The organism is Ruegeria sp. AL3, from assembly GCF_056536065.1.
This window is the reverse complement of sequence record NZ_JBQFJG010000001.1, coordinates 295,703-319,886: the sequence shown is the minus strand read 5'-3', so window position 1 is coordinate 319,886 and position 24,184 is coordinate 295,703. Positions and strand designations below refer to the sequence as shown.

The window sequence follows — 24,184 nt, the reverse complement described above, 5'->3', positions numbered from 1 at the left end:
TTCCTTACCCACCAGATGGGGGTTCCAGTGACGGGAAGGTCAAGGGCCTGGGGCAGCTTTTTTTAGTGCCCCGAGCCGCGCATGTTTCGTTCCATCATGCGCTGATAGAGGCGCGGTGACAGACGGTTGAGCCACCAGGACAGGCGCGCCACGCGGCCAACCGGGATCATGGGCTGCGATTTGTCCAGCCCGCGCAGGATCGTCTCAGCGGCGGCCTCGGGGCTCATTTCGTCCATCCCGTCCTTCGCCGATCCGGGGCGCGCTGTGCCATCCGCCTGCTCTTGTGCGTTGCCGGGGTTGGTGGCCACAAAGGAGGGCGCAGCGATCAGAACGTCAACGCCATGAGGGGCTTCTTCCGAGCGCAGCGATTTGAAGAACCCCTCCAGCGCGTGTTTCGAGGCAGCATAGGCCGTCCGATGGTAAAGCGGTGCAAACCCGGCCACCGATGAGATGGCCAGATGTGTCCCCTTTGACGCCCGAACCGGGTGCAAGAAGGCGCGGGCCATTTCAACGGCCGCAAAATAGTTGATGTCAAACAGAGTTCGGTGGCTGGCCGCGTCGGACTTTTCAAAGCCCCTGATTTGCGTGACGCCGGCGTTGTAGATGACCAGATCGATACTGTCGCTGGTCGCGATCACCTTTTGAGTTGCCCTGGCAAGCTGGTCGGGATCCGTTAGATCGCAGCCAACAGGCAACTGGTTCGGCCCGGTGTCCAGACCTGAAACATCGCGATCCAGCAGCACCACCCGCCACCCGCGACTTTGCAGAGCATGGCTGAGGGCCCGCCCCAAACCGCCCGCCCCGCCGGATATGACAGCCGTCTTCATAGCCCCGCCTGCTTTTGCCAGAGCGAGAATACCTGGGCGCTGGTTTTTTTCGGAGTGTAGCCGAAGTCGGATTTCAGGGCGGTGTTGTCCAATACCGGTCGATATTGCAGAAATCGCACCTGTTCCGGCCCATAGCGGGACAGACCCAGCGGACGTGCAGCGGCCAAAGCCGATTTCAGCGCCCAAGCGGGCAGGCGCAGAACCGGCTTCCCCATCGCACGCGCCAGATCGGTCACGCCCATCGCGCCGTCCCCGGCGACGTTGTAAACGCCAACCGGCCCGTCGGTTGCCGCGCGCTTCAGGATGCGTGCCAGATCATGCGTCCAAATGAACACAAACGGGCTTTCGCTGCCGACGACCGCCAGCAGGCGGGGTTTGCGAAACAGGGCGGTGATCTGGTTTTCGGACCCGGCCCCCAGAACCGTGCCCACGCGCAGCACGACCTGTTCCAGATCGGGGGCGGCACTGCGAACCTCGGCCAGCATCTCTTCGACCTGCCTTTTGTGATCGGAATACAGAAACTCGGGGTTGCCGCGCAACGGATCATCCTCGCGCAGGGGCACGGGGTTGTCCGGGTGATAGCCGTAGGCTGCACCCGAGGATGTGACCACCAATCTTCGCACTCCGTTGGCAAGGGCCGCGTTCACCACCTTGCGGGTGCCCTCGACATCAACCGCATATGCCGCCGCCCGTTCCATTTTTGGCGGAGGCGTCACGATGGAGGCCAGATGCACTATGACATCAGGCTTCACGTTGCAGATCACGCGCGCGGGCGCGTCGGTCGTCACATCCAAGGGCAGATAGTGGACGTTTTCCGGCATGCTGTCGGGGCGTTTGATATCCGTTGCAAAAACATCGTGCCCCTTGAGTTCGGGCAACAGTGCCTGCCCGACCATACCGGCGGCGCCCGTGATCAGGATACGGTTCATCGCGCGGCCTCGGTTCGGGCCATGAACGACGCCAGGGCAATCCCCGAGATCGCGTGCCAGATGCCCCAGAACGCGGCCACCACGGCCATGCCGCCCAGCCCGTGAAAAAAGGCAAAGATCAGCACCAGCCCAAGGCCGGAATTCTGAATGCCGGTTTCGATGGTGATGGCGCGGCGATCGAAAGGGGACAGCCGGGTCAGAGTGGCCACAACCCAACCGCCCCCCAGCGCCAGGGCGTTGTGAAGGATCACAAGCCCGGCAACAGCCCCGGCAAAGCTGAGGAAGAACCCCCAGTTCGCGCCCAGGGCAAGTAAGATGAAAGCCGAAAAAATACCCATCGACAGGTATTGCAGCGGCGCACGCAACCGTGCGGTCAGGGCCGGGCGGCGCTGGTTCAGAGCGATGCCCAGGACCAGAGGCAGGATCAACATCAACCCGACAAGGATTGCGATTTGCACCGGGTCAATCTGGGTCTGTTGCAGGATCGCGCGTGTTGGCGGATACAACCCGCCCCAAAGCGCAATGTTGAAGGGCGTCATGAAAATCGCGCCGATGGTGGCAAAGGCGGTCATCGACACCGACAGCGCCGCATTGCCACCGGCGCGGTGCGTAATGAAGTTCGAGATATTGCCCCCCGGACAGGCTGCGACAAGGATCAGCCCAAGCGCAATAGACGGTCGAGGGGCCGTCACCCACACAAGTGCAAAAGTCAGCGCCGGCAGGACCAGGAATTGGGATACCAGCCCGACGATCACTGGCTTCGGCGCGCGCCTGAGGCGATCAAAATCCCTTGGTGTCAGATCGATCGCAATCGAGAACATCACGATCGCCAGTATCGCATTCAACAGCGTCAGAGAGGCCGGGCTGAAATTCAGCGTAATTTCGTCGATACCACTCATACGGCGGCTTTCCGCAGCCGTTCGATCCATCCGGTGACAGCCTTTCTGTAGGTGGCCTTGTCCACGTAGTAAGCCATTCGCGGCAGATCGATATAGCTCATGCCTCCGGTGGCGCGCGTATAGTCTTTTTGTTTTTTGGATTTCAGATCGGCCGCCACCGGGCAGCCCTTTTGAAGACCTTTGATATAGCGCGCCACCATTTCGGCCTGCTCGTGCCTGCCTTGCCAGCCCAGACCCGTGGCCTCGACCATGCCCAGCACAAAAAGATCGTCCCGTTCGGGGTGCATCGCGTTCAGGTACAGATGTGGAGCATCGCCCTGCCAGTTCAGCAGGCCCTGGTCGATGAACGGATAGTGCAGCTTGTATCCGGTCGCGGCGAGAATCATGTCATAGTCTGCGCGCGTGCCGTCCTTGAAATGCACGGTTTTGCCTTCCAGGCGGTTGATATCGGGGCGAATGCGCAGGTCGCCATGGCCCGCGTGATACAGGACAAGCGAATTCACCACCGGGTGGCTTTCGTAAAGCTGATAATCGGGCTTGGGAAAGCCGTATTTCTGCGGATCACCGACAAACCAACTGAGGATGAGGCTGTCCACCTTGCGCTTCAGCCACATCGGCAGGCGGATCTTGCCGCCCATCGTGTCGGCCGGTTTGCCGAAAACGTATTTCGGCACGAAGTAATAGCCGCGCCGCATCGACAGATCGCAGCGTTCTGCGTGATGGATTGCGTCAACCGCAATGTCACAGCCGGAATTGCCCGCGCCCACGACCAACACACGCTTGCCGTCGAACTGACTCGGGTACCGATATTGCGAGGCATGGATCAACTCGCCGTCAAACGTGCCGGGAAAGCTGGGCATATTCGGTTCCGACAAGGTGCCGTTTGCAATCAGAACCCCTGCGAATTCGGCCTGATGTTCACCTTGGGCGTCCCGCCAGCCAACACGCCAACCATCACCGGATTTGCCTAGCGGAGTGATCCGGGTGACTTCTGCATTGAACCTGTAGGTTTCACGCAGGCCGAAACGATCGGCAAAGGACCGGAAATAGTCGCGCATCGCCCGGTGCGAGGGGTACTCGGCCACCGCCTCATCCATCGGGAAATCCTCGAATTCGGTCATGCGCTTTGAGGAGATCAGATGCGCCGATTCATACATGGTTGATCTGGGGGCATCGATATCCCACAGACCGCCCACATCCGAATGCAATTCGAACCCCTGAAAGGCGATGCCCTGTTCCTTCAGCACCTTGGCTGCGGCCAAACCCATCGGCCCCGCCCCGATCAGGGCGAATGCGTTGCGCGTCTGTGTCATGAACCCTCCCGAAGTTCGTGACGCTTAACTTGAACGAACGACCAAAATAAGGCAAGATGAAATTCATGAGTCCAAAAAACATCGAAAAACCAAGGCAAAGAGCCCCGTCCAGGCGATCGCTTGAAACCAAGGCGCGGATCATGGATGCGGCTGAAACCGTCTTTGCCGAACGGGGATTCGAGGGTGCGTCGATCCGGGATATCGCGGCCTTGGCAGGGGTTCAGATTGGTCTTGTGCACCATCATGGTGGTGGCAAGGAGGAATTGTTTTACAAAACCGTGGCGCGGCGCGCGGACGCGCTGGCGCAACTTCGGATCGACGCGTTGAACAGGGCCAAGGCCGTCGCTCCGCTGACGCTTCACAGCATTCTGGACAGCTTTATCCGACCCTATGTGGACCTGGCAGAAACGGGTGGGCCCGGATGGATGGCATATGGGCGGTTGGTGGCCCACGTATCGGTTGACCCCAGGTGGCGCGATATCGCAGCGGAATGTTTCGACCCTACCGCCCAGCTGTTCATTACCGAGATCGCCACGCTTTACCCGGATGTCGATCCTGCGGTTTTGGCAAGTGGCCAGGTTTATTCGGTCTCGGCGATGCTGGCCCATCTCAACAGCGGATGGCGGGTCAAAGCCCTGTCGCAGGGCGGTGACGTATCAGGCATGGAGCGTCTGGTGGACTTTTGCGCCGCCGGTATCGAAGCAATGGTACGATCCGACCATTGATGAACCATCACGCGGTGCCCGGTTGCGTGTTCAATCGTTCAGTTGGCGCCTTGTATCCGAAGTATCTGTTTCCAAAAGTCGGACAATTGGCGCGTACTAGATGATTGTGTCCTTTTTGACGCTCTTTGGGGCGTCATTCGCCTTGATTGAGGTGAAAACGTGGCGTCAATGTGGCGTTTGAGCTAGGAATATGATCCTGTTGTGCTGCTCTTTCCCAGAGTGGTTTGTAACGAGTATTCATACGTAAGGTGGGCACATGACATTGATACGAAACATAGCTGCGATCGCTGTTGCAGGTGTGATGGCTGCAAGCGGTGCGTCGGCGCTGACCATTTCCAGCATCTCGCCCTCTTGGCAAAACGTAAATCCAAGTTCCGGCGTTACTGAAAGCACCTCTGGTTCTACGATTTCTCTTCGGTGGGGAAGTGGCAGCAGCTCAAGTGGTTACGATTTCACGCCAACTGGCACGCCAATTTCAGGTCTGTTGCCTGGAACGGCATTTGCTCTGGGTCAGTTCTCGCATCTGAATTTCCCGATCACTGGAACAACACTGAGCTCGGTCGACCTTCTTGTCGATATATTGATAAGCGGTGGCCCTCTGGTGTCCTCTTCGTTTGCCCTGACGCATAACGAGACATTGAATCGCCCAGCGAACTGTCCGGCGGATTCCACCCCTTGTGATGACATCGTGACCATTGCCAACAATTTGGGCTCTCAAAGCTTTAATTTCCGTGGACAAAATTATGTGTTCTCGGTCCTCGGTTTCTCTCAGGACGGCGGCAGCACCATTTCTAACGGCTTCAGCACAACGGAAAACATGCAAAACGTCGCAACGCTGTATGGGGAATACACGATTGCCCCCGTGCCGCTGCCCGCTGCTGGCTGGCTGCTTCTTGGCGGCATCAGCGGTTTGTTTGTGATGGGGCGTCGGAAAAAGCGCAGCACGGCCTGATTTGGCTTTACATGCTCTCACCATTATTGGTGGTGAGAGCAGACCCGGAACTGTGCCGATCTTTTTCGACCAGGATTTTCAGCCTGACAGCGCATGCGCCCCCTGGGTTCGACTTGATAGCTTTGGTTGGAATCGACAAGCGCGCTTGTTGGACACCTGTCGCGGTGACGCGCGGTCATCATTCTTGCTGCAAGTGTTCGAACAAAATCTTGCTGAATACCGATGGCGGCGATGTTCGTACCGCACTGGGTGAAGCGAAAAAACCGAACATGATGATCAGAATGATCAGAGCAGTACCGGCAAGGCAAGCCGCCGAGAGGTGAAAGACCGAGCGAACCATTGCGACACTCCCTTCTCTTGATATCCGTAAATTTTGTGAGGGCTGAAACGTCAACCTGACTTTGCCAATTGCTGTTTCAGCCTTTGGTTTTCCGCCTGCAACTCTGCCAACTGCTGCCCCAGCCTGTTCAGATGAGGGCGCAACTCTGCTTCGGTGAAGCGCGGCGTGATGTGGCTTGGGCAGTTCCAGTCCAACGCCTCGACGCGGATGACCACGGCCCGTTCGGCCGGTGCCTCGGCCTCTTCCGGGTAAAGGGTGGCGGCCGCTGTTTCGCCTTCCGTGAACACGACACGCCCAAGGATCTTGAGACGGCGTCGGTTGGCGTAATCCATCAGGATCATTGCAATACGATCATTGCCGTCCAGATTCCCGCGCGAGATATACTGTTTATTGCCGGAAAAATCCGCATATCCGATGGTCTGAGGGCCAAGCACCTTCAGAAACCCTGTCGGCCCGCCCCGATACTGCACATAGGGCCAGCCGGTCTCGGACACGGTGGATTGATAGAACCCGTCCCGCGCCTGAATGAACTCTTTCTCTGGGTCTCCGATCAGATGGCCTTGCCGCGGGCCACCTGCAATGAACTTGGCATAGGTTCTGGCCGATCCCATCCTTTCTTGATGGGCGCGGACTGCGGGTGTGAAGGTCAGTTCGGAAAAAGCGCGGGGCATTGGAAAATCCTTTCAAAGACCCAGTTCGGACAACCCGGGGTGGTCATGAGGGCGTTCGCCCAAGGGCCAATGGAACAGCCTGTCATCTTCGGCTATCGGAAGATCGTTGAGCGAGGCATGGCGATGTGACATGCGCCCGTCATCGGCGAACTCCCAGTTTTCATTGCCATAGGATCTGAACCACTGACCGCTGTCGTTGCGCCATTCATAGGCATAGCGTACGGCAATGCGATTTCCGGCAAAGGCCCATAATTCCTTGATCAGGCGATAATCTAGTTCCTTCCGCCATTTGCGGGTCAGAAAGGCGTGGATGTCGGCATGGCCGGACAGGAACTCAACCCGATTCCGCCATTGACTGTCATCCGTATAGGCGGGCGTCACGCGGTCGGGATCGCGGCTGTTCCAGGCATTTTCCGCCGTGCGCACTTTTTGAGTGGCAGTTTCCAACGTGAAGGGAGGCAAGGGAGTTCTGGACATTTCGCAAAGGCTTTCAGGTGAGGGAGGCGGCAAGAAGAGCAATGGTCAGAAGGAAGGGGACGTACTGAGGTGGAAAAATGCTGGCGCGACGTTTCATCGGTCAAATCCTCGGGTGTACAGATCGGTTAACTTATAGGCAAAGTGTACCGATCTGTAAACTTTTGCAAGTGGAAATTTCATGGTGAGACAAGGCGCCTGGTAAAACTATTTCAAAACAACGCTTTGGCCTGGGGTCATTGTACTTCACGCTCCATGGTAATATGTACAGAACGGTACACCATGGAGCCGAATCATGCGCCCAAACAAACGGGATGAGTTGGTCAGCAAGGCCCTGAAGGTCTTTTACCGCGACGGGTTTCACGCAACCGGCATGGACAAGCTGGTCGTGGAAACAGGCGTGTCCAAGACGTCGATGTACAAGCATTTCCGCACCAAGGAAGACCTGATCGTCGCCGCGCTGCGCTTGCGGGATGAGAACTTTCGCGACTGGTTCTTTCAGCGCATCGACGAGATGGCGGAAACACCGGCCGAGCAGATCATCGTCAGTTTCGATGCCCTGAAAGAGTGGTTCGAAGAGGACGGGTTCCGGGGCTGCATGTTCATCAAGGCCGGGGCCGAGTATCAGGACAAGGATCACCCGATCCATGTACAGGCCGCCGAACACAAACAGCTTTTGCTGGAACACTTCACGGCCATAGCCCAGCAGGCCGGCGCGCATGATCCTCGGAAGCTCGCGAGTCAGATCGTGTTGTTGCAAGAAGGAGCCATCGTTTCCGCCGTTCTGCTCAAGAACTGCGATCCGGCGGAAGACGCCAAGGATGCGGCCAAGCACCTTTTGGCCAAAGCACTGACTTAACCCCGCCAGCCAATAGGTATTCTCTGACATCGTAGGCCAGGGAACGTTGCGTTGTTCCGCAAAGGGACGCGGCGTCACAAGGATTGGCGTGAACCGAACACGGCGCTAGCCTTTTCCGGAAAGACCGATTGGAGGGCGTTCAATGTCACTTTTCACTTCGACTGCGGCATGGGTCACTGATGAACACCGCATGTTCGCGGATATGGTGGGTCGGTTCATGGATGACGAACTGTCGCCTAATATCGAAACCTGGGTTGAAAACGGCGTTGTGGATCGCGATTTCTGGCGCAAGGCCGGCGAAACCGGGCTGATGGCGGGTGCGATCCCCGAAGAATATGGCGGCGTCGGCGGCGGCATGGGCTTTGACGCCATCACGGCCTACGAACAGGGCGCGCGGGGTGATGCGGGTTGGGGTTATGGCATTCAGTCGATCGTGACCCACTATCTCACCGCGTATGGCAGCGAAGATCAGAAGAAGAAGTGGTTGCCCAAACTGGCGTCGGGTGAATTGGTCGGCGCGTTGGCAATGACCGAACCCAGTACCGGTTCGGACGTGCAGGCGGTGCGGACGACTGCCGAGAAGGACGGCAACTCCTACCGGTTGAACGGGTCCAAAATCTTCATCACGAACGGACAGACTGCGGATCTGATCATCGTGGCCGCCAAGACCGACAAAACCGCTGGCGCACGCGGCGTTTCGTTGATCGTGGTGGAAACTGACGGGTGTGAAGGTTTTCGCCGGGGGCGGAACCTCAAGAAACTGGGCATGAAGGGCAATGACACTGCCGAACTGTTTTTCGAAGATGTCAAAGTGCCGATGACAAACCTGCTGGGCCCCGAGGAAGGGCAGGGATTCTATCAGCTTATGAAACAGCTGCCGTGGGAACGGCTGAATATCGCGATCATGGCGCTGGGCGCGATCGATTTCGCCATCGGTGAAACCGTGAAATACGTGCAGGAACGCAAAGCCTTCGGGCAGCGGGTGATGGATTTTCAGAATACCCGGTTCAAACTGGCGGAATGCAAGACCAAGGCCGAGGTTCTGCGCAGTTTCATCAATGATTGTATCGGGAAACTGGAAGCAGGCGAGTTGGACGCGGCAACTGCTTCGATGGCCAAATACTGGGGGTCCGAGGTGCAGAACGAGATCATGCATGAATGCCTGCAACTGTTCGGCGGCTACGGGTTCATGATGGAATACCCGATTGCGCGTCTTTACGCGGATGCCAGGGTGCAGATGATCTATGGCGGCACCAATGAGGTCATGAAAGAGCTGATCGCGCGATCGCTCGACGTCTGAGCCCACCACGCGGGCCCTCCCGCCCGTCGTCTTCATTCCTGACGGAATGACTCCTCCGGTTGGGCCCGGCAGGCCCGGGCAAAGCCCGGGCCTGCCGGGCCTGTTTCGTTGTCGCAGCACGGGTCAAAAGGCCGCTTGCAAAGGGGGGGTGTCGGTATGATGATCCGCCGACAAGACTCAGAGGCCCGACGTGAACGATCCCGAACAATCACTTTGGCAGACCACCTGCACCGAGACAGTCCCCGCACCGCCCCTGACCGCTGACGCAGCGGTTGATCTGGCTGTCATCGGAGGTGGCTACACCGGCTGTTCAGCGGCTTTGACCGCTGCCCGCGCCGGCGCGTCGGTCTGCCTGCTCGAGGCGCAGGAGATCGGGTTTGGCGGTTCGGGGCGCAATGTCGGTCTGGTCAATGCGGGGCTGTGGCTGCCGCCGGATGACATCCGGGCGCATATCGGTATTGAACCGGGGAACCGTTTGATCGACTTGCTGGCCAAGGCGCCGGCGGATGTGTTTGCCTTGATCGATGAATATGGCATTGCGTGTGAGCCCGTGCGCAGCGGAACCCTGCATTGCGCTCATTCCGCGTCGGGTTTGAAGGACCTGCATACGCGTCATGCGCAGTTGAGCGAAGCCGGAGCGCCGGTTGTGCTGTTGTCGGCGGACCAGGCCGGTGAACGCACCGGCAGCCAGGCCTTTCACGGTGCCTTGTTCGATCCACGGGCAGGAACCATTCAACCTTTGGCCTATGCGGTGGGTTTGGCACGCGCGGCGTCACAGGCCGGGGCGCGGATACATACGCAAAGCCCCGTGCAGACCATGACATATGAGGGCGGGCACTGGGTTCTGGTGACACCGGGCGGGACGGTTCGGGCAAGATCGGTCATTCAGGCGACGAATGCCTATCATCTTGCGCTGCCGGATACCGCGCCTGCCTATGTGCCGGTCTATTATTTCCAGTACGCCACGGCCCCGCTGACGGACAATTTGCGCGCCAGTATCCTGCCACGGAAAGATGGGTGCTGGGATACCGGGCTGATCATGACGTCATTCCGGCTGGATCAGGCGGGGCGGATGATCATTGGCGGCATGGGGGATCTGGGACACGCCGGCCGGGTTGCACATTCCGGTTGGGTCCGGCGCAAGCTGGCCGAGCTCTATCCGCAATTGGCCAACCAGTCGTTGGAACACGGGTGGCACGGGCGGATCGCAATGACATCGGATCATATTCCAAAGATCACGCAGATCGGCCCCAACGCTTTGGCCGCACACGGGTATTCCGGTCGCGGCATCGGCCCGGGCACGGTGTTCGGCCGCATGATGGCCGAAAGCCTTCTGGCCGATGATCCCTCGCTTCTGCCGGTTCCCGCCGTGTCGGAACACCGCGAAAACTGGACGCGCGTGCGCCGCGCATTTTTTGAATCCGGCGCGGCGCTGACGCATCTTGTAAAAGCGCGGTTCTAAGTTCAGACAGACCGGGTGATACCGCCGTCCACCCGGATATTCTGTCCGGTGATGTAACCGCCGCCCTCCGAGGCGAGCAGAGCGACGACCGAGGCGATCTCGTCGTAGCTGCGCCCATAACGACCCATCGGAATGCGGCTGCGGAATTCTTCTTTCTCGGGCAGGCTGTCAATGAAGCCCGGAAGAATGTTGTTCATGCGGATATTCTCGGCGGCATATTTGTCCGAGTACAGCTTGGTGAAGGCGGCCAACCCGGCGCGGAACACGCCCGACGTCGGGAAAACCGGATCCGGCTCGAAGGCGGCAAAGGTCGAGATGTTGATGATCGAGCCTCCTCCCTGCGCCTGCATGATCGGGGTCACGAGCCGGGTTGGGCGCACCGCGTTCAGGAAATAGACATCCATGCCGGTGTGCCAATCCTCATCCGTCAATTCAAGGATCGGGGCACGGGGACCGTGACCGGCAGAATTGACCAGAACGTCAACACGCCCCCAATGGGCCATGGCGGCATCGACAAGTTTCTGCAAATCCTCGGTGGACCGGTTCGAGCCGGTAATACCGACACCGCCCAGCTCTTTTGCCAAAGCTTCCCCTTTGCCCGAGGAGGACAGAATGCCGACCTTGAACCCGTCCGCCGCCAGCCTCCGGGCGGAATCCGCCCCCATGCCGCTGCCGCCCGCTGTGATAAGTGCTACCTTTTCCATCTGACATCTCCGTTTTCAGTTGATCCCAAGATGGCTGTCGGACAGTGGTTTGACCAATCAGTTCTGCTGCCTCTATTCTGTAGAAAATCTACAGGATAACAGCATGACCGCCCTTCCACCCCTTAACGCCTTGCGCGCTTTCGAGGCTTCTGCCCGTCACTTGAACTTTCGACTGGCCGCCGAAGAGCTGGGCGTGACGCAGGGCGCCGTGGCGCAGCAGGTGCGCGGGCTTGAGGCGCGATTGAACGAGGTTCTGTTCGACCGCCTGCCGCGCGGGTTGCGCCTGACGGATGCCGGGCGGCGGTTTCACGCGCCCCTGCGACGTGCTTTCAGGTTGATCGAAGAGGCTGTGGCCGACTTGTCTCCGGACCGGCGGATCACATTGTCGGTCACGCCCAGCTTTGCCTCGAAATGGTTGGTGCCGCGTTTGTCGGGCTTCACGGACCTGTATCCGGACGTCTCGGTTCAGGTGGATGCGCGCGAGCGTCTGGCGGATTTCAGTTCGGATGGCGTCGATCTTGCAGTCAGGCAGGGTCGGGCGCCGTTTGCGGCGGAACTGGAGGCGGTGCCTTTGTTCTCGACCGAATTCATCCCGGTATGCAGCCCTTCTGTTGCGGGCGGAATCAGCACCTCTTCTGATCTGCTGACGCAAGTGCTGCTGAACGACACCCACGGATTGTGGCCCTTGTTCCTTGAACGGGTGGGGGTAAGCGGAAAACCCAGAATGATGAGCTTCAGCCAGACCAGCCTTGCGATCGATGCCGCAGTTTCGGGGCAGGGGATAGCACTGGCCAATGCGCCTCTTGTCGCGCCCGAGGTGGCCTCGGGCCGTCTTGTTCAGCCGCTTGCGGATGTCCTGGTTGCAGATCTGGGGTTCTACGTGGTTGCGCCCCGCAAGCCGCGCCAGCCGCAACTGGTCAGGATCATGCGCGACTGGCTGTTGTCTCAGGTCTGAAGAGACGCGGCGATCGCCTCGATCCGGGCCCGCAACCAGCGATGTGCCGGATCATTGGCCGACCTTTGGTGCCAGACCATGTAGATCGACACCGGGGCGCATTCGAACGGCAGTGGCGCGCAATCCAGCATGGCCAGCGGGCCCTGTTTCATCAGCGCCGTGTCGGTCGAGATCAGGTCGCTGCTTAGTATGAAGGCCGGGATGGCGTTGAAATGCGGCAAGGTCACCACTGCTGGCCTGATCTGGCTTTGATCGACGCCACGCATGACGGCGCGGGCATTGCGGCCATCGGCAAAGCGAACCTCGACATGATCGCAGTTGCAATAGGCGTCCCAACTGTCCGGCGGCGTGCGCTGTGTGGCGTCATAGAACAGCATCAGCGGGCTGGTCATCAGGCGTTTTTGAAAGATATCCGGCCCGTCCGGCGGCAACGGGGTCAGCATCAACTGGCATCTGTCACTGCGCAGCAGCTCGGGGTCGGGCACGCCTGAAGGAATGAATTCCAGCCGCAGACCCGCGCCTTCGGCACGTGTTTCTCGAAGCAGCTGCGGAAAGATCAACTCGCGTGGCATGTCGTTGGTGGCGATGCGGATCCTGATCTGTTCAGACTGCGGGTCGAACGGCCGCCCTTCGGTCAGCGCCCGCATTCCGTCCAGCACCTTTTGTGCGGGCTCCTTCAGGGACAAGGCGCGCTCGGTCGGGGTCAGGCCCTGACCGGACCGAACAAACAACGGGTCGCCCAGCACCAGCCGGAGCTTGGCCAGCGTGTGGCTGATGGCCGATTGCGTGACGCCCAGCCGATCCGCAGCTTTCGAAACCGAGCTTTCCTCGAGAATGGTCAGAAAGGTGCGCAGAACCTTGCCGTCGAGATCAGTGAAATCGATTTTCTTCATACCGCTTATGATTATGCATGAATGGTTTCGCTGTCCATGACGGGGTAGGGGATGAGTGGCAACAGGAGGCGCATAATGGGAATCCGCTTTTTCTCGGACAAGAACCGGCCCGTTCACATGGGGCGATACCCGTTGGAGCGTTTGACCCGACAAGATACCATGCCGGATTTGTCGCGCGTGCCCGCCATGGGCGAACTGAGTTTCCTCCGGCCGGAACGGTCCGACAGCATCGTCAACGCCATGGGCGAGTTTCAGGCGATGCTGGACGCGATCCGCGACGGGTTGGTGAACCCGATTGCATCCGAGATCCCCTCAGATCCGCAGGAGCGCGCCAACCATCTGAAGGCATTTGGGTATTTCAACGACGCATCGATGATGGGCTGTGGGCCGTTGCCGTCGGATGCACTGCTGGAGGAACCACGCCGCAACCCCGATATCGACCGGCTTGCCCACGCATTGCGCACGCGCCAGACCAAAACGCTGGCCTCTGGGATCGATCTCATCATGGCCGATCTGAAAGACAGTATGGAGGCCGCGCCCAAGCCGATTGACGACCACCGTCACGCCATCGTCTTTCTTTACGAACACAACCGCGACCCTGACCCTTCCGAACCCGGTGCGGACTGGATCATCGACGCGCAGGATCATCGTGCCTGCCTGCTGGCAACCGAGAATGCGGTGGTCATCGCCAACTATATCCGACTGCTGGGTTTTGACGCCCGCGCGCACAGCATGATGTCGTCCGAAGTTGATCTGGGCAAGCTGGCCATGGCCGCCGGTCTGGCCTCGGTCGAGGGCGACCAGCTGGTTGCGCCTTGGCTGGGCACCCGGTTTGGCCTTGCTGCCGTGACGACCGAGATGCCCATCGCGCATGACCGGCCGCTGAGGCCCATGCCGCAACAGCCGTGGTTTCGGACCCAAGGTCCGGCATGGTGGCTGGGCACGGGATTTGCCAAGAACGCCCTCAACCGTGACCCATATGCCAAACGACGCTATGTGGACGGGGCCCATCCCTTCGAAAAGCTCAAACGGGTCGAGGCTCCGACAACCTATATCGACGAAGAGAATGTGGCCCGCGTTCCCAAGCGCGCCGACATGTTCGCCCGCGCCCAGTTCGGCGACATGGGCAAGTCATTGCAGGACGCCGCGAAAGGCGGGTACTACGTGCGCAAGGCCGCGCCCAGCTTTGCCCAGCGTCGCGCGCTGGGTGCATTCGTTCTGTTGCAGGATGGTGAAAGCGCCGAGGTCGCCGGATCCACCGATGCCGAGCGCAATGCGGCGAACATCAAGGCGGCGACCTATTTCCTGGGGGTCGATGCGGTGGGCCTCAGCTGCTGCCCGGAATGGGCGTGGTATTCTCATGACGCCACGGGCGAAGAAATCGTGCCGCCGCATGATCAGGCCATCAGCATGATCATCGATCAGGGCTATGAAACGATGGAAGGTGCCAGCGGTGACGACTGGATCAGCGTCGCCCAATCCATGCGCGCCTATCTGCGCTTTTCACTGCTGGGCGGCGTGATCGCCCAGCAGATCCGCAACCTGGGCTACAAGGCCAAGGCGCATACGGTTATGGATGGCGAGGTGCTGCAACCGCCGCTGTTGCTGCTCTCGGGGTTGGGTGAGGTCAGCCGGATCGGAGAAGTTATCCTGAACCCCTATCTGGGCCCGCGCCTGAAATCAGGCGTGGTGACGACCGACATGCCGATGGCGTATGACAAACCCATCGATTTCGGCCTGCAAACCTTTTGCGAATCCTGCAACAAATGCGCCCGCGAATGTCCCTCGGGCGCGATCACCGCCGGACCGAAGCTGATGTTCAACGGTTACGAAATCTGGAAATCCGACAGCCAGAAATGCGCCACGTACCGTGTGACGACCCCGGGCGGCGCGATGTGCGGGCGCTGCATGAAGACCTGCCCGTGGAACCTCGAAGGCCTCTTCGCTGAACGCCCGTTCCGCTGGGCTGCGATGAACATCCCCACCGCCGCGCCCGCGCTGGCCAGGCTGGACGATGCGGTCGGCAATGGCGGGCTGAACGACACCAAGAAATGGTGGTGGGATATCGAGTTGCAGCCCGACGGCGCCTATCGCCCTACGACGCACCCGTTGAACCGGCGCGATCTGCAAAAGGATCTGGACCTGAAATACGAGGATCAGACCCTGGCCGTCTATCCCGCTTATCTGGCTCCGCACCCATGGCCCTATCCCTTTGCAATGGACCGAGAAGCCGGGATTGCAGCCTATGAGGCCATGGTGACGGCTGACGAGTACAAGGCCCGCAAGGCAAGCGGGGACATGTCGATCATCCATCGCTATCAGATCGCCGGTGATGCGCCCGTGATGCGGGTCGCCGTGACCAAGGTTGAAAAGATGACGGCGGATGTCACGAAATACGAATTTGCATCGCTGGACGGTGCGCCCCTGCCGGGATGGACAGCGGGCGCACATCTGGACGTTCTGGTCGCGCCTGAATTTCTGCGGCAATATTCCATGTCCGGCGACCCGTCGGATCGTACGAAATATCAGATCGGAGTGCTGCGCGAGGATGACGGGCGCGGCGGGTCCGCGCTGTTGCATCGCATCTTCACCGAGGGCCGAAAGGTTTTCGTGTCCAATCCGATCAACCACTTTGAATTGGATGAAAGGGCCACCAGAACATTCCTCATGGGTGGCGGCATCGGCATCACCCCAATGATCGCATTTGCCCATCGTCTGCATGCGCTGGGCCGCGAGTTCGAATTACACTATTCGGCCAGCACACGGGGCGGGGCGGGGTATCTGGATGATCTGGCCGCCATGCCCTGGGCGGATCGCGTTCATTACCATTTCTCGGATGAAGGCACCCGCGCCGACCTGAATGTAATTCTGTCCGGCTACCGGGATGGATGGCATGTCTATACCTGCGGGCCGGATCGTTACATGGACGGCGTGGTTCAGGCGGCCGAGCAGCAGGGCTTTCCTGAAGAGGCGCGTCACCTGGAATATTTCTCGGTTCCTGAAACGCCTGAATATGAAAACCACGCGTTTGAGCTCAAGCTTGCGCGTTCGGGCCGGACACTGCCCGTGCCCGCAGACAAGGACGCGGCGCAAGTTCTGAACGAAGCCGGTATTCATGTGGATGTGAAATGCGCAGACGGCATCTGCGGCGTCTGTAAATGCGGTGTCATTTCGGGCGAGGTCGAGCATCGGGATTTCGTTTTGTCCCGCAAACAGCGCGAAGGCGCCATGATCCTGTGCCAAAGCCGCGCGGCGGAACCTGATGGGGTGATCGAGATCGATCTCTGAACCCTGTCCAAAAGCGACATTTGGAAGTTGAATTTTGATCGCTCGGCCCATGGACGCCGGACGAGGGGTGAATTAACGTCGCCGCGAACCCAGATATTCCTGACCAACAGGTACGAGGTAGCTTCATGGATTATCACAGCCCTGCCAGCTTTGCCGAAGCTTCGGCTCTGGCCGCGAACGCGACGGGCATCACACGTTTTCTGGCGGGCGGTACGGATGTACTTGTGCAACTGCGCTCGGAACTGGTGACGCCCGATACGCTGATCGACATCAAGAAGATCGACGGCGTGCGTGACATCACCCGCAATGCCGACGGCAGTTGGACGATCGGCGTGGCCGTCACCGGCGCCGAGATGAGCGAGCACCCCGAGCTTGGCCGCGACTGGCCCGGTGTGGTCGAGGCGATGGACCTGATCGGTTCAACTCAGGTTCAGGGCCGCGCGACGCTGACGGGCAATCTGTGCAATGGCTCACCTGCGGCTGATTCCGTGCCCGCCATGGTGGCCGCAGGCGTGACCGTCACCGTAACCGGCCCCGATGGCACGCGTGACGTTGCGGTCGAGGACATCCCGACCGGGCCCGGCAAGACCTCGCTGGCGAAGGGCGAGTTGATCTCGGCCGTCAACATCCCTGCCCGAGGCAAGAATGGGGGCGGCGCCTATCTGCGGTTCATCCCCCGTACCGAAATGGACATTGCGGTGGTGGGCGTAGGTGTGAACCTCCGTCTGGACGGTGAAGTCATCACAGAGGCGCGCGTGTCGCTGGGTGCCGTGGCACCGACCGTTCTGTTGGTTGAAGACTGTGCCAACGCGATCATCGGCAGCACTTTGGACGATGCCGCCCTTGACGCACTGGCCGCGGCCGCGTCCGCCGCCTGCAATCCGATCGACGACAAACGAGGTACGATCGCATTCCGTACCGAAGTCGCCGGCGTTCTGGCCAAACGTGCCGCAAAGATCGCCTATGCCCGCGCGAAGGGAGAAAACGCATGAGCAAGCTCCACGTATCCACCACCGTGAACGGGGACGCAGTCGAATACCTGTGCGACCCGCGCGAAACCCTGCTGGACTGTCTGCGCGACAAACTGAACCTGACCGGCGCCAAAGAGGGCTGCGGCACCGGTGATTGCGGCGCGTGTTCGGTCACCGTCGATGGCCGTCTGGTGTGCTCGTGCCTGATGCTGGGTGTCGAGGCCGAAGGCAAGCAGATCGAAACCGTCGAAGGGATTGCGGATGGTGACATCCTGCACCCGTTGCAGAAGAAGATGATCGAATACGCCGCGCTGCAATGCGGCATCTGCACCCCGGGCATTCTGGTGGCGGCGAAGTCGCTGCTGGAGAAGAACCCCAATCCGACCGAGGAAGAAACGCGTTATTGGCTGGCGGGCAACCTATGCCGCTGCACCGGTTACGACAAGATCATTCGCGCCGTGATGGACACGGCGGCTGAGATGCGGGAGGCGTCATAATGGCTCTGGACGATCGCAAAACTGACTTCACCTTCGTTGGCACCCGCCCCGATCGCCCTGACGGTCTGGACAAGGTGACGGGCCGGGCCAAGTTCGGTGCGGATATCTCGGCCCCCGGCATGTTGCACGGCGCAATTCTGCGCTCACCCCATGCCCATGCCCGGATCGTCAGGATTGATACCTCGAAAGCCGAGGCATCGAAGGACGTCAAAGCCGTCGTGACCCGCGCCGATTTCGCCGATGTCCCGTTCAAGCCCGGGCTTGAAGGCGAATTCTGGAATGTGCTGGAAAATGTCATGGCGGGGGAAAAGGCGCTCTATGACGGGCACACGGTAGCTGCGGTGGCGGCCACATCTGCCTTGGCGGCACGTGATGCGCTGAAACTGATCGAGGTCGAATACGAGGTGCTGCCGCACGTCACCGATGTGGACAAAGCGATGGCCCCGGATGCGCCGGTGATCCGGGAAGGTGCTGCGGATTATTCGGTGCCAGAAGGGATGCACCCGAACGTCGTGCGTTATCACGAAAGCGGTCACGGTGACGTCGAGGCGGGCTTTGCCGAGGCCGATCTGGTTATCGAAGACAGCTTTGTCACCGAGGCGACCCATCAGGGCTATATCGAACCGCATGCCTGCCTGGGCATGCTGGGCAATGACGGCAAGGGCGAGTTGTGGTGCACAACCCAAGGTCACTGGATCGCGCAAAAGACCTGTGCGGCGCTGCTGGGAATCGAAACCTCTCAGCTGCGCGTCACGGCGTCTGAAATCGGCGGCGGTTTTGGCGGCAAGACCACGGTGTTCATCGAACCCGTCGCGCTGGCGCTCAGCCGCAAGGCCAACCGTCCGGTCAAGATCGTGATGACCAGGTCCGAAGTTTTTCGTGCCACCGGGCCGACCTCTTCGGCGTCGATGGACGTGAAGATCGGCATGAAGAAAGACGGCACGATCACGGCGGCGCAGGGTGTCTTCCGCCTGCAAGGCGGGGCCTTCCCCGGCGCCCCGGGCGATATGACGGCCATGTGTGCCTTTGCGCCCTACAACCTGACCAACGTCAAGCAGATCGGTTACGATGTGATGTCGAACCGTCCGAAACAGGCCGCGTACCGCGCGCCGGGCGCTCCGATGGGCGCCTTCGCCGTTGAATCCGTCCTTGATGAGCTCTGCAACAAGCTGGGCCTCGATCCTATTGATGTGCGTTTGAAAAATGCCGCGCATGAGGGCACGAAGGCCAGCTATGGCCCGACCTACGAACGCATCGGTCTGGTCGAAACCCTTGAGGCTGCCAAAGCGCATCCCCATTACGCGGCACCGCTGAAGCCGGGGCAGGGGCGCGGGGTTTCCTGCGGTTTCTGGTTCAACCACGGGGGCGAAACCAGCGTCTCATTGGCACTGTCCGAGGATGGTTCGGCGCAGTTGATGGTCGGCACACCCGACATCGGCGGGTCGCGCGCATCCATGGCCTTGATGGCGGCCGAGGTTCTGGGCATTCCGTATGAAAACATCCGCGTGACCATCGCCGACACGGCGACGCTGGGTTACAACGACGTGAGCCATGGTTCGCGCGTGACCTACGCGTCGGGCCTCGCGACGATCAAGGCCGCAAGACACGCGGTCGAGAAACTGTGCGAACGTGCGGCGGCCAAGTGGGGCATCCCGGTCGATGCGGTGAAATGGGAAGACGGCTGCGCGGTGCCCTCGGGGCCCAATGCGGGGGATTTCGACGCGATGCCTTTGGCCGACATCACGGCGGATATGGGATCGACCGGAGGCCCGATTTCGGGCCATTTCGAAGCAACCCCCGAAGGCGCGGGCGTATCCTTTGGCACCCATATCGTCGATGCCGAGGTCGACCCGGAAACCGGCAAGACATCGATCACCCGGTACACGGTCATTCAGGACGCCGGCAAGGCGATCCACCCGACCTATGTGGAAGGGCAGTTTCAGGGTGGCGCCGCACAGGGCATCGGCTGGGCACTGAACGAGGAATACATCTATGGCGAAGATGGCCGGTTGCAGAACTCGATCTTTCTTGACTACCGGATTCCCGTTGCCAGTGACCTGCCGATGATTGACACGGTGATCGTCGAAGTGCCCAACCCGGGCCACCCGTTCGGGGTGCGCGGCGTGGGCGAGACGGGCATTGTGCCGCCCCTGGCCGCCATTGCCAATGCGGTGTCCAATGCGGCGGGTGTTCGGATGAAGCAACTGCCGATGTCTCCGCCGCGCATTCTGGCGGCCCTGAAAGAAAATGGTTGAGGTCCACCTTTGGTCCGGCCTCCGGTCACTGACCGGGGGCCAGCAAGTGGTTGAGGTCGAGGCCAAAACCACCGGAGAGCTATTACGGGCTTTGGTCCGTGCCCACCCACAGTTGCAGGCCCCCATTGATGCAGGGGTCTCCATCGCGATCGACGGGCGCGTCATAGCCACCGGGCTTACCGAGCCGATTCCCGAAGGCAGTGAAGTCTATCTGATGCAACGTCTCAGGGGCGGTTAGGCGTCAGGTGACCAGGGCTCGCGCCCGACCATCCGGTCAGCTTCTGCCGTGATGTCGTTCATGTGCTGCTCCAGGCTCAGGCGCAGGGTCTCGATTTCCTCTTCGCTGGCCTTGCGGGGCACTGTTTCAGTCCATTCCCGGCACAGAAACACGCCTTCATTTCGCCAGGGGCGGGGCATCAGAAGGTGATCCCAGGTTCCCGCTTCGCGACCATGTTTCGCGGAAAAGGTGATACCGAATACGCGCTTGCCCGAGGTGCGCGCCCATACCAACGGAACCGTCGACAGAACCCGTTCCGGCCCGCGCGGTCCGTCTGCCGCGATCCCAATAGAGATGCCCTGCTTCATCTTGCCCAGAACCTGGCGTGACAAGGCAACGTGGCGTGTCTTGCTGGCCATGGCGATCGTGTCCATGCCAAACAGCTTTTGTACCCGGCCCACCATGCTGCCCGCCCGGGCAGACGAGGTGATCGAACAGATGCGCCCCTTGTCCAGCGGGAAGAAATAGGGCGACTGCGCCAGCCGTTGGTGCCACAGCACAACGATGACCGGTTCACCTTGTTCGGCCAGCTGATCCAGTTCTTCGTATCCGATGCGCTGCCAGCGTGTGTTGCGGTTGACCAATCGAATGTAAGTGGCGATCCGGCGGGCCACCCAGTTCAGCACGGCTTCGCTGTCTGCGATCTTCTTGCGGAGGTTCACACGGGGTTCCTTTTGCTGACCGGACCTTGTCTTAGCGCACTGCACATTTTGCGCAACTTGTTTGTCGGCTCAGATAGTGGCGTGGAATTCGAAAAAGCCTCTTGAGTCCGCCGCGCGGCTGTCATATCTGGGGCTCACCGTAGGGGTATAGCTCAGTTGGTAGAGCGACGGTCTCCAAAACCGTAGGTCGCGGGTTCGAACCCTGCTGCCCCTGCCATCCTCATCAAAACACCATTCGGCAATCGTGCCTGGCGCGTTTCCAGCGCGCGCGGCTTTCGGCTATGGCCGGGGCGGACCGGCAATTAGAACGCATGCAGGCTTTGTGAGCCGCAGTGTAGCCAAACCCTATATGCCATCCAAAAATACCGGTCCAGAGTGTGAACAGCGTCACTGACGGATGTTGGAAAGTCTGGTTGTTTGAGAATGTCAAAGAGTTGGCGTTCAGGTTCTGCACAGAACGCAGGTTTTCAGTTTCTCCCTTGTGACTGGGGCGCGCTTGTGGTCGAGCGCGCCCTTTCCGTTTCTGGTCAGCAACCCATAGTGACGATATCAGAACGTGCAGAGAATCCGTCCAAAGACGGTACTTGAGCAGAACCTGCAAAATCGGGCTTTGCACCATAGAAAGGTGTTGGGCGACCGGTCAGTCAGGCCAGCAGCGCCAGATCCCCGATATTTGTCTTGTGCCGGGTCGGCATCGTTTTTGCCGGATGGCCGTCGATCGTCAGGGCGAGGTCCTCATAAAACCCGCCGCTGTCGAACCACCAGCGATGCGACTTCATCATCTTGCGCTGCCCTTTGGGGACGTCTCGTTGATATTGGTGGTCACAGAAAATATCCCAATGACCTTTCGAGGTCAGCTTCGGCATCCCGACACGACCAGCGCGACGCCGACCGCCGTGAACAATCCCACCGGCCAGGGCCAGCACCTTGTCTTTCCGGCTATAGTAATTGGTGAATCGCTTGCACCGTTTTTTCAGGACCAGATCGCCCCATGCGCCCTTTTCCAGCCATTCTGAATCGATGTCCGCTGACGCAAACATGACCTGATCCGCCGACCATATCTTGTTGCCTGGCCCGGCCGAATCCCCGAAGTCCGAGAAAGCGCGCAGTACCACCAACGCCCCCATGGAATGCGCGATCAGATGCACCTTGGGGCGTGGCGACATCCCCAACAGCGGCAAGATCCCGTCCCCCACCAGATGCGGCGCCACCGCCTTGGCATCGGAGCGGTCCGAGTCGTAGGTGTGCACCGATCCGTCGCTGGGCCAGTCAAAGGCAACGACCGCGCCCTGATACCCGTTGCCCCTGAGATTGGTTTCTATTTTCCCCAGCCGGTCCAGCATGTCCTTCTGGCTGGTGTTGAACCCGTGAACATAGATCAGGACGGCCGAATCCCCGCCCTCCTGTCGCACGAGATCCAGCCATTTGGTTTTTTTGATAATACTACCCTTACGAATTTTTCCACCAGGGCTTTGCTGGGTGATGTGAACATACCTGGTCTTTGCCGCCGGCTTAAACGTGAACTTTTTCTTCGGGGCGTTATAGGTGCGGCGTGAAAAAAACAGTGCCAAGTCGGAAACTCCCTTCTGAACAATTCCTGAATTGTGCCACGAACTGCCATTTTCACAAAGGGTTGGCCTTTAACCTCTTCGGGGCCAAATCGGCGTCGTTGGGAGAATGCGGGAATGCGCCAAGGTTGCATACCGGGGCATCCTGACGTCCAATGCCTGTTTCTTCTGCCGGCTTAATGCCCTAGTGTCCGCTGCAAACGAACACACGCACGAGGCCCCATGTCGCGTTTTGATGGATATTTCCTGCGGCAATTGCTGATTCTGTTTGGCTTTTTCACCCTGGTGCTTGTCGGTGTGTTCTGGATCACCCGGTCTGTCAGCCTGTTTGACAGGGTCATCAGCGGTGGGCAGTCGGCGATGGTCTTTCTGGAATTCACCGCGCTGACTTTGCCGACCCTGATCCGCACGGTCATGCCCATGGCGGTGTTTGCCGCCGCCGTCTATGCCACAAATCGCCTGAGCCGCGAAAGCGAACTGACGGTTATGCTGGCCACCGGATCCAGCCCTTGGCGGCTTGCCCGGGCGGTGCTGCTGTTCGGTGTGATTACCGGGGTGATGATGGCGATCATCAGCGTGTTCCTGCGCCCGGCCTCGGTTGAACAGCTGGAAATCCGGCAGGCTGAAGTGGCCGGAGATGTGACGGCTCAACTGCTGAACGAAGGCGAATTTCTGCACCCCGCCGAAGGTGTCACGGTTTACATAGGCAGGATTGATCTGGACGGCACACTTCATGAAGTCTTCGTGTCTGATCGCCGCGATCCTGAAAACGCGGTCAGCTATTCAAGCGTAACGGCCTATCTGGTCAACAATGATGCTGGCATTCACCTCGTGATGGTTGATGGGGTTGCATTGCGCCTGAACAAGGAAGGCAAGGTGTTGTCATCGACCCTGTTCCAGGACGCGTCCTACGACATCTCGGAACTGACGAATACAAATCCGATGGCCCGGCGCAGCCTCGAAGCCATTCCAACCGCCGACCTGATCCGCAACCGGGATGAGGTTTCAGCCACGGAAGGGTTCAGCCAAGGCAAGCTGATCGAAGAGCTGCACCAGCGGTTCTCGTGGATTGCGATTTGCATCGCCGTGGCGCTGGCCGGGTATTCAACCCTGATGCTGGGCAGCTTTTCCCGGTTTGGATTGTGGCCTCAGATATTGGGCGCCTTCACCATTCTTGTGCTGCTTGAAGGTGTGCGCGGGTTTGTTTCCCCGGTGGTGATCGATGACCCGGAGCTTTGGTTTCTGCTGTACCTTCCCGCAATCATAGGGGTGCTGATCTCGGGCCTTTTCCTGCTTGTTGCTGGTCGGCCGCTTGTGCGAAAACGGCAGCGCGATCCCCAGATCATGCCGACACCGGCCTGAG

Annotated in this window: 22 protein-coding genes and 1 tRNA gene; 13 read left to right on the top strand and 10 right to left on the bottom strand. The window is 59.8% G+C overall.

The window, feature by feature from the left end; translation table 11 throughout:
- Positions 1-62: 62 nt before the first annotated feature.
- Genes ACR3E6_RS01610 through ACR3E6_RS01595 form a run of 4 tightly spaced genes read right to left on the bottom strand, consistent with a single transcriptional unit; the run spans position 63 to position 3,968 of the window.
- Positions 63-827, bottom strand: coding sequence for an SDR family NAD(P)-dependent oxidoreductase (locus ACR3E6_RS01610; protein WP_171634261.1), 765 nt, complete (start codon positions 825-827; stop codon positions 63-65).
- Entirely contained in the window at positions 824-1,756 is a 933-nt protein-coding gene (locus ACR3E6_RS01605) for an SDR family oxidoreductase (protein ID WP_480485505.1), read from the bottom strand. Before ACR3E6_RS01605 ends, ACR3E6_RS01610 begins: the two co-directional genes overlap by 4 nt.
- Positions 1,753-2,655 carry a bile acid:sodium symporter family protein gene (locus ACR3E6_RS01600; protein ID WP_171722787.1) on the bottom strand — a complete coding sequence of 301 codons (903 nt, stop codon included), beginning with the start codon at positions 2,653-2,655 and terminating at the stop codon, positions 1,753-1,755. The genes ACR3E6_RS01605 and ACR3E6_RS01600 overlap by 4 nt, the downstream gene beginning before the upstream one ends.
- Positions 2,652-3,968: a flavin-containing monooxygenase gene (locus ACR3E6_RS01595; protein WP_480485502.1), complete on the bottom strand. Its 1,317-nt coding sequence runs from the start codon at positions 3,966-3,968 to the stop codon at positions 2,652-2,654. Before ACR3E6_RS01595 ends, ACR3E6_RS01600 begins: the two co-directional genes overlap by 4 nt.
- A gap of 65 nt (positions 3,969-4,033) precedes the next feature.
- Here ACR3E6_RS01595 and ACR3E6_RS01590 point away from each other — a divergent pair, with 65 nt between their 5' ends.
- Both ACR3E6_RS01590 and ACR3E6_RS01585 read left to right on the top strand, forming a co-directional pair.
- Positions 4,034-4,693: a TetR/AcrR family transcriptional regulator gene (locus ACR3E6_RS01590; RefSeq protein WP_171722789.1), complete on the top strand. Its 660-nt coding sequence runs from the start codon at positions 4,034-4,036 to the stop codon at positions 4,691-4,693.
- A gap of 256 nt (positions 4,694-4,949) precedes the next feature.
- Positions 4,950-5,645 (top strand): THxN family PEP-CTERM protein, encoded by a 696-nt coding sequence (locus tag ACR3E6_RS01585; protein ID WP_209832326.1) that lies wholly within the window; start codon positions 4,950-4,952, stop codon positions 5,643-5,645.
- A gap of 390 nt (positions 5,646-6,035) precedes the next feature.
- Here the strand turns inward: ACR3E6_RS01585 and ACR3E6_RS01580 are convergent, their stop codons facing one another.
- Both ACR3E6_RS01580 and ACR3E6_RS01575 read right to left on the bottom strand, forming a co-directional pair.
- Entirely contained in the window at positions 6,036-6,656 is a 621-nt protein-coding gene (locus ACR3E6_RS01580; protein ID WP_171634247.1) for a pyridoxamine 5'-phosphate oxidase family protein, read from the bottom strand.
- Positions 6,657-6,668: 12 nt separating this feature from the next.
- Entirely contained in the window at positions 6,669-7,133 is a 465-nt protein-coding gene (locus ACR3E6_RS01575) for a nuclear transport factor 2 family protein (RefSeq protein ID WP_480485499.1), read from the bottom strand.
- A gap of 292 nt (positions 7,134-7,425) precedes the next feature.
- Here ACR3E6_RS01575 and ACR3E6_RS01570 point away from each other — a divergent pair, with 292 nt between their 5' ends.
- The 3 genes from ACR3E6_RS01570 (at position 7,426) to ACR3E6_RS01560 (ending at position 10,751) form a co-directional block, all read left to right on the top strand.
- The gene (locus tag ACR3E6_RS01570; RefSeq protein ID WP_171634241.1) at positions 7,426-7,989 is read left to right on the top strand and encodes a TetR/AcrR family transcriptional regulator; all 564 of its coding nucleotides are present in this window, start codon (positions 7,426-7,428) and stop codon (positions 7,987-7,989) included.
- A 142-nt stretch (positions 7,990-8,131) separates the two neighbouring features.
- Positions 8,132-9,289 (top strand): acyl-CoA dehydrogenase family protein, encoded by a 1,158-nt coding sequence (locus ACR3E6_RS01565; protein WP_480485497.1) that lies wholly within the window; start codon positions 8,132-8,134, stop codon positions 9,287-9,289.
- 190 nt (positions 9,290-9,479) lie between these two features.
- Positions 9,480-10,751 carry an NAD(P)/FAD-dependent oxidoreductase gene (locus tag ACR3E6_RS01560; protein ID WP_480485495.1) on the top strand — a complete coding sequence of 424 codons (1,272 nt, stop codon included), beginning with the start codon at positions 9,480-9,482 and terminating at the stop codon, positions 10,749-10,751.
- Between the two features lie 2 nt (positions 10,752-10,753).
- Here the strand turns inward: ACR3E6_RS01560 and ACR3E6_RS01555 are convergent, their stop codons facing one another.
- The gene (locus ACR3E6_RS01555; protein ID WP_480485493.1) at positions 10,754-11,455 is read right to left on the bottom strand and encodes an SDR family oxidoreductase; all 702 of its coding nucleotides are present in this window, start codon (positions 11,453-11,455) and stop codon (positions 10,754-10,756) included.
- 103 nt (positions 11,456-11,558) lie between these two features.
- Here ACR3E6_RS01555 and ACR3E6_RS01550 point away from each other — a divergent pair, with 103 nt between their 5' ends.
- Positions 11,559-12,410, top strand: coding sequence for a LysR substrate-binding domain-containing protein (locus ACR3E6_RS01550; protein WP_171634228.1), 852 nt, complete (start codon positions 11,559-11,561; stop codon positions 12,408-12,410).
- Here ACR3E6_RS01550 and ACR3E6_RS01545 read toward each other — a convergent pair.
- Positions 12,401-13,303: a LysR family transcriptional regulator gene (locus tag ACR3E6_RS01545; RefSeq protein ID WP_480485491.1), complete on the bottom strand. Its 903-nt coding sequence runs from the start codon at positions 13,301-13,303 to the stop codon at positions 12,401-12,403. The two genes, ACR3E6_RS01550 and ACR3E6_RS01545, sit on opposite strands and share 10 nt — an antisense overlap.
- Positions 13,304-13,378: 75 nt before the next feature.
- Between ACR3E6_RS01545 and ACR3E6_RS01540 the strand changes: the two genes are divergently transcribed.
- The 5 genes from ACR3E6_RS01540 to ACR3E6_RS01520 all read left to right on the top strand — a co-directional run bounded on the left by ACR3E6_RS01540 (position 13,379) and on the right by ACR3E6_RS01520 (position 20,552).
- On the top strand, positions 13,379-16,591 hold the full coding sequence (locus ACR3E6_RS01540; RefSeq protein ID WP_480485489.1) for a reductive dehalogenase: 3,213 nt from the start codon (positions 13,379-13,381) through the stop codon (positions 16,589-16,591).
- A 125-nt stretch (positions 16,592-16,716) separates the two neighbouring features.
- Positions 16,717-17,583, top strand: coding sequence for an FAD binding domain-containing protein (locus ACR3E6_RS01535; protein ID WP_480485487.1), 867 nt, complete (start codon positions 16,717-16,719; stop codon positions 17,581-17,583).
- Positions 17,580-18,059: a (2Fe-2S)-binding protein gene (locus ACR3E6_RS01530; protein WP_152458906.1), complete on the top strand. Its 480-nt coding sequence runs from the start codon at positions 17,580-17,582 to the stop codon at positions 18,057-18,059. The genes ACR3E6_RS01535 and ACR3E6_RS01530 overlap by 4 nt, the downstream gene beginning before the upstream one ends.
- Entirely contained in the window at positions 18,059-20,314 is a 2,256-nt protein-coding gene (locus ACR3E6_RS01525; RefSeq protein ID WP_480485485.1) for a xanthine dehydrogenase family protein molybdopterin-binding subunit, read from the top strand. Before ACR3E6_RS01530 ends, ACR3E6_RS01525 begins: the two co-directional genes overlap by 1 nt.
- Positions 20,307-20,552, top strand: a complete 246-nt coding sequence (locus tag ACR3E6_RS01520) for a MoaD/ThiS family protein (RefSeq protein ID WP_152458904.1) — start codon at positions 20,307-20,309, stop codon at positions 20,550-20,552. Before ACR3E6_RS01525 ends, ACR3E6_RS01520 begins: the two co-directional genes overlap by 8 nt.
- On the opposite strand, the gene ACR3E6_RS01515 is transcribed toward ACR3E6_RS01520, so the two are convergent.
- On the bottom strand, positions 20,549-21,253 hold the full coding sequence (locus ACR3E6_RS01515) for a lysophospholipid acyltransferase family protein (protein ID WP_171634212.1): 705 nt from the start codon (positions 21,251-21,253) through the stop codon (positions 20,549-20,551). The genes ACR3E6_RS01520 and ACR3E6_RS01515 overlap by 4 nt on opposite strands.
- A 141-nt stretch (positions 21,254-21,394) precedes the next feature.
- Between ACR3E6_RS01515 and ACR3E6_RS01510 the strand changes: the two genes are divergently transcribed.
- Positions 21,395-21,470: transfer RNA gene (locus tag ACR3E6_RS01510), tRNA-Trp, on the top strand.
- A gap of 427 nt (positions 21,471-21,897) precedes the next feature.
- Here the strand turns inward: ACR3E6_RS01510 and ACR3E6_RS01505 are convergent.
- On the bottom strand, positions 21,898-22,665 hold the full coding sequence (locus ACR3E6_RS01505) for an alpha/beta fold hydrolase (RefSeq protein WP_171634209.1): 768 nt from the start codon (positions 22,663-22,665) through the stop codon (positions 21,898-21,900).
- Between the two features lie 378 nt (positions 22,666-23,043).
- Here ACR3E6_RS01505 and lptF point away from each other — a divergent pair, with 378 nt between their 5' ends.
- Positions 23,044-24,183 (top strand): LPS export ABC transporter permease LptF, encoded by a 1,140-nt coding sequence (lptF, locus tag ACR3E6_RS01500; protein WP_171722795.1) that lies wholly within the window; start codon positions 23,044-23,046, stop codon positions 24,181-24,183.
- Position 24,184: the final 1 nt, after the last annotated feature.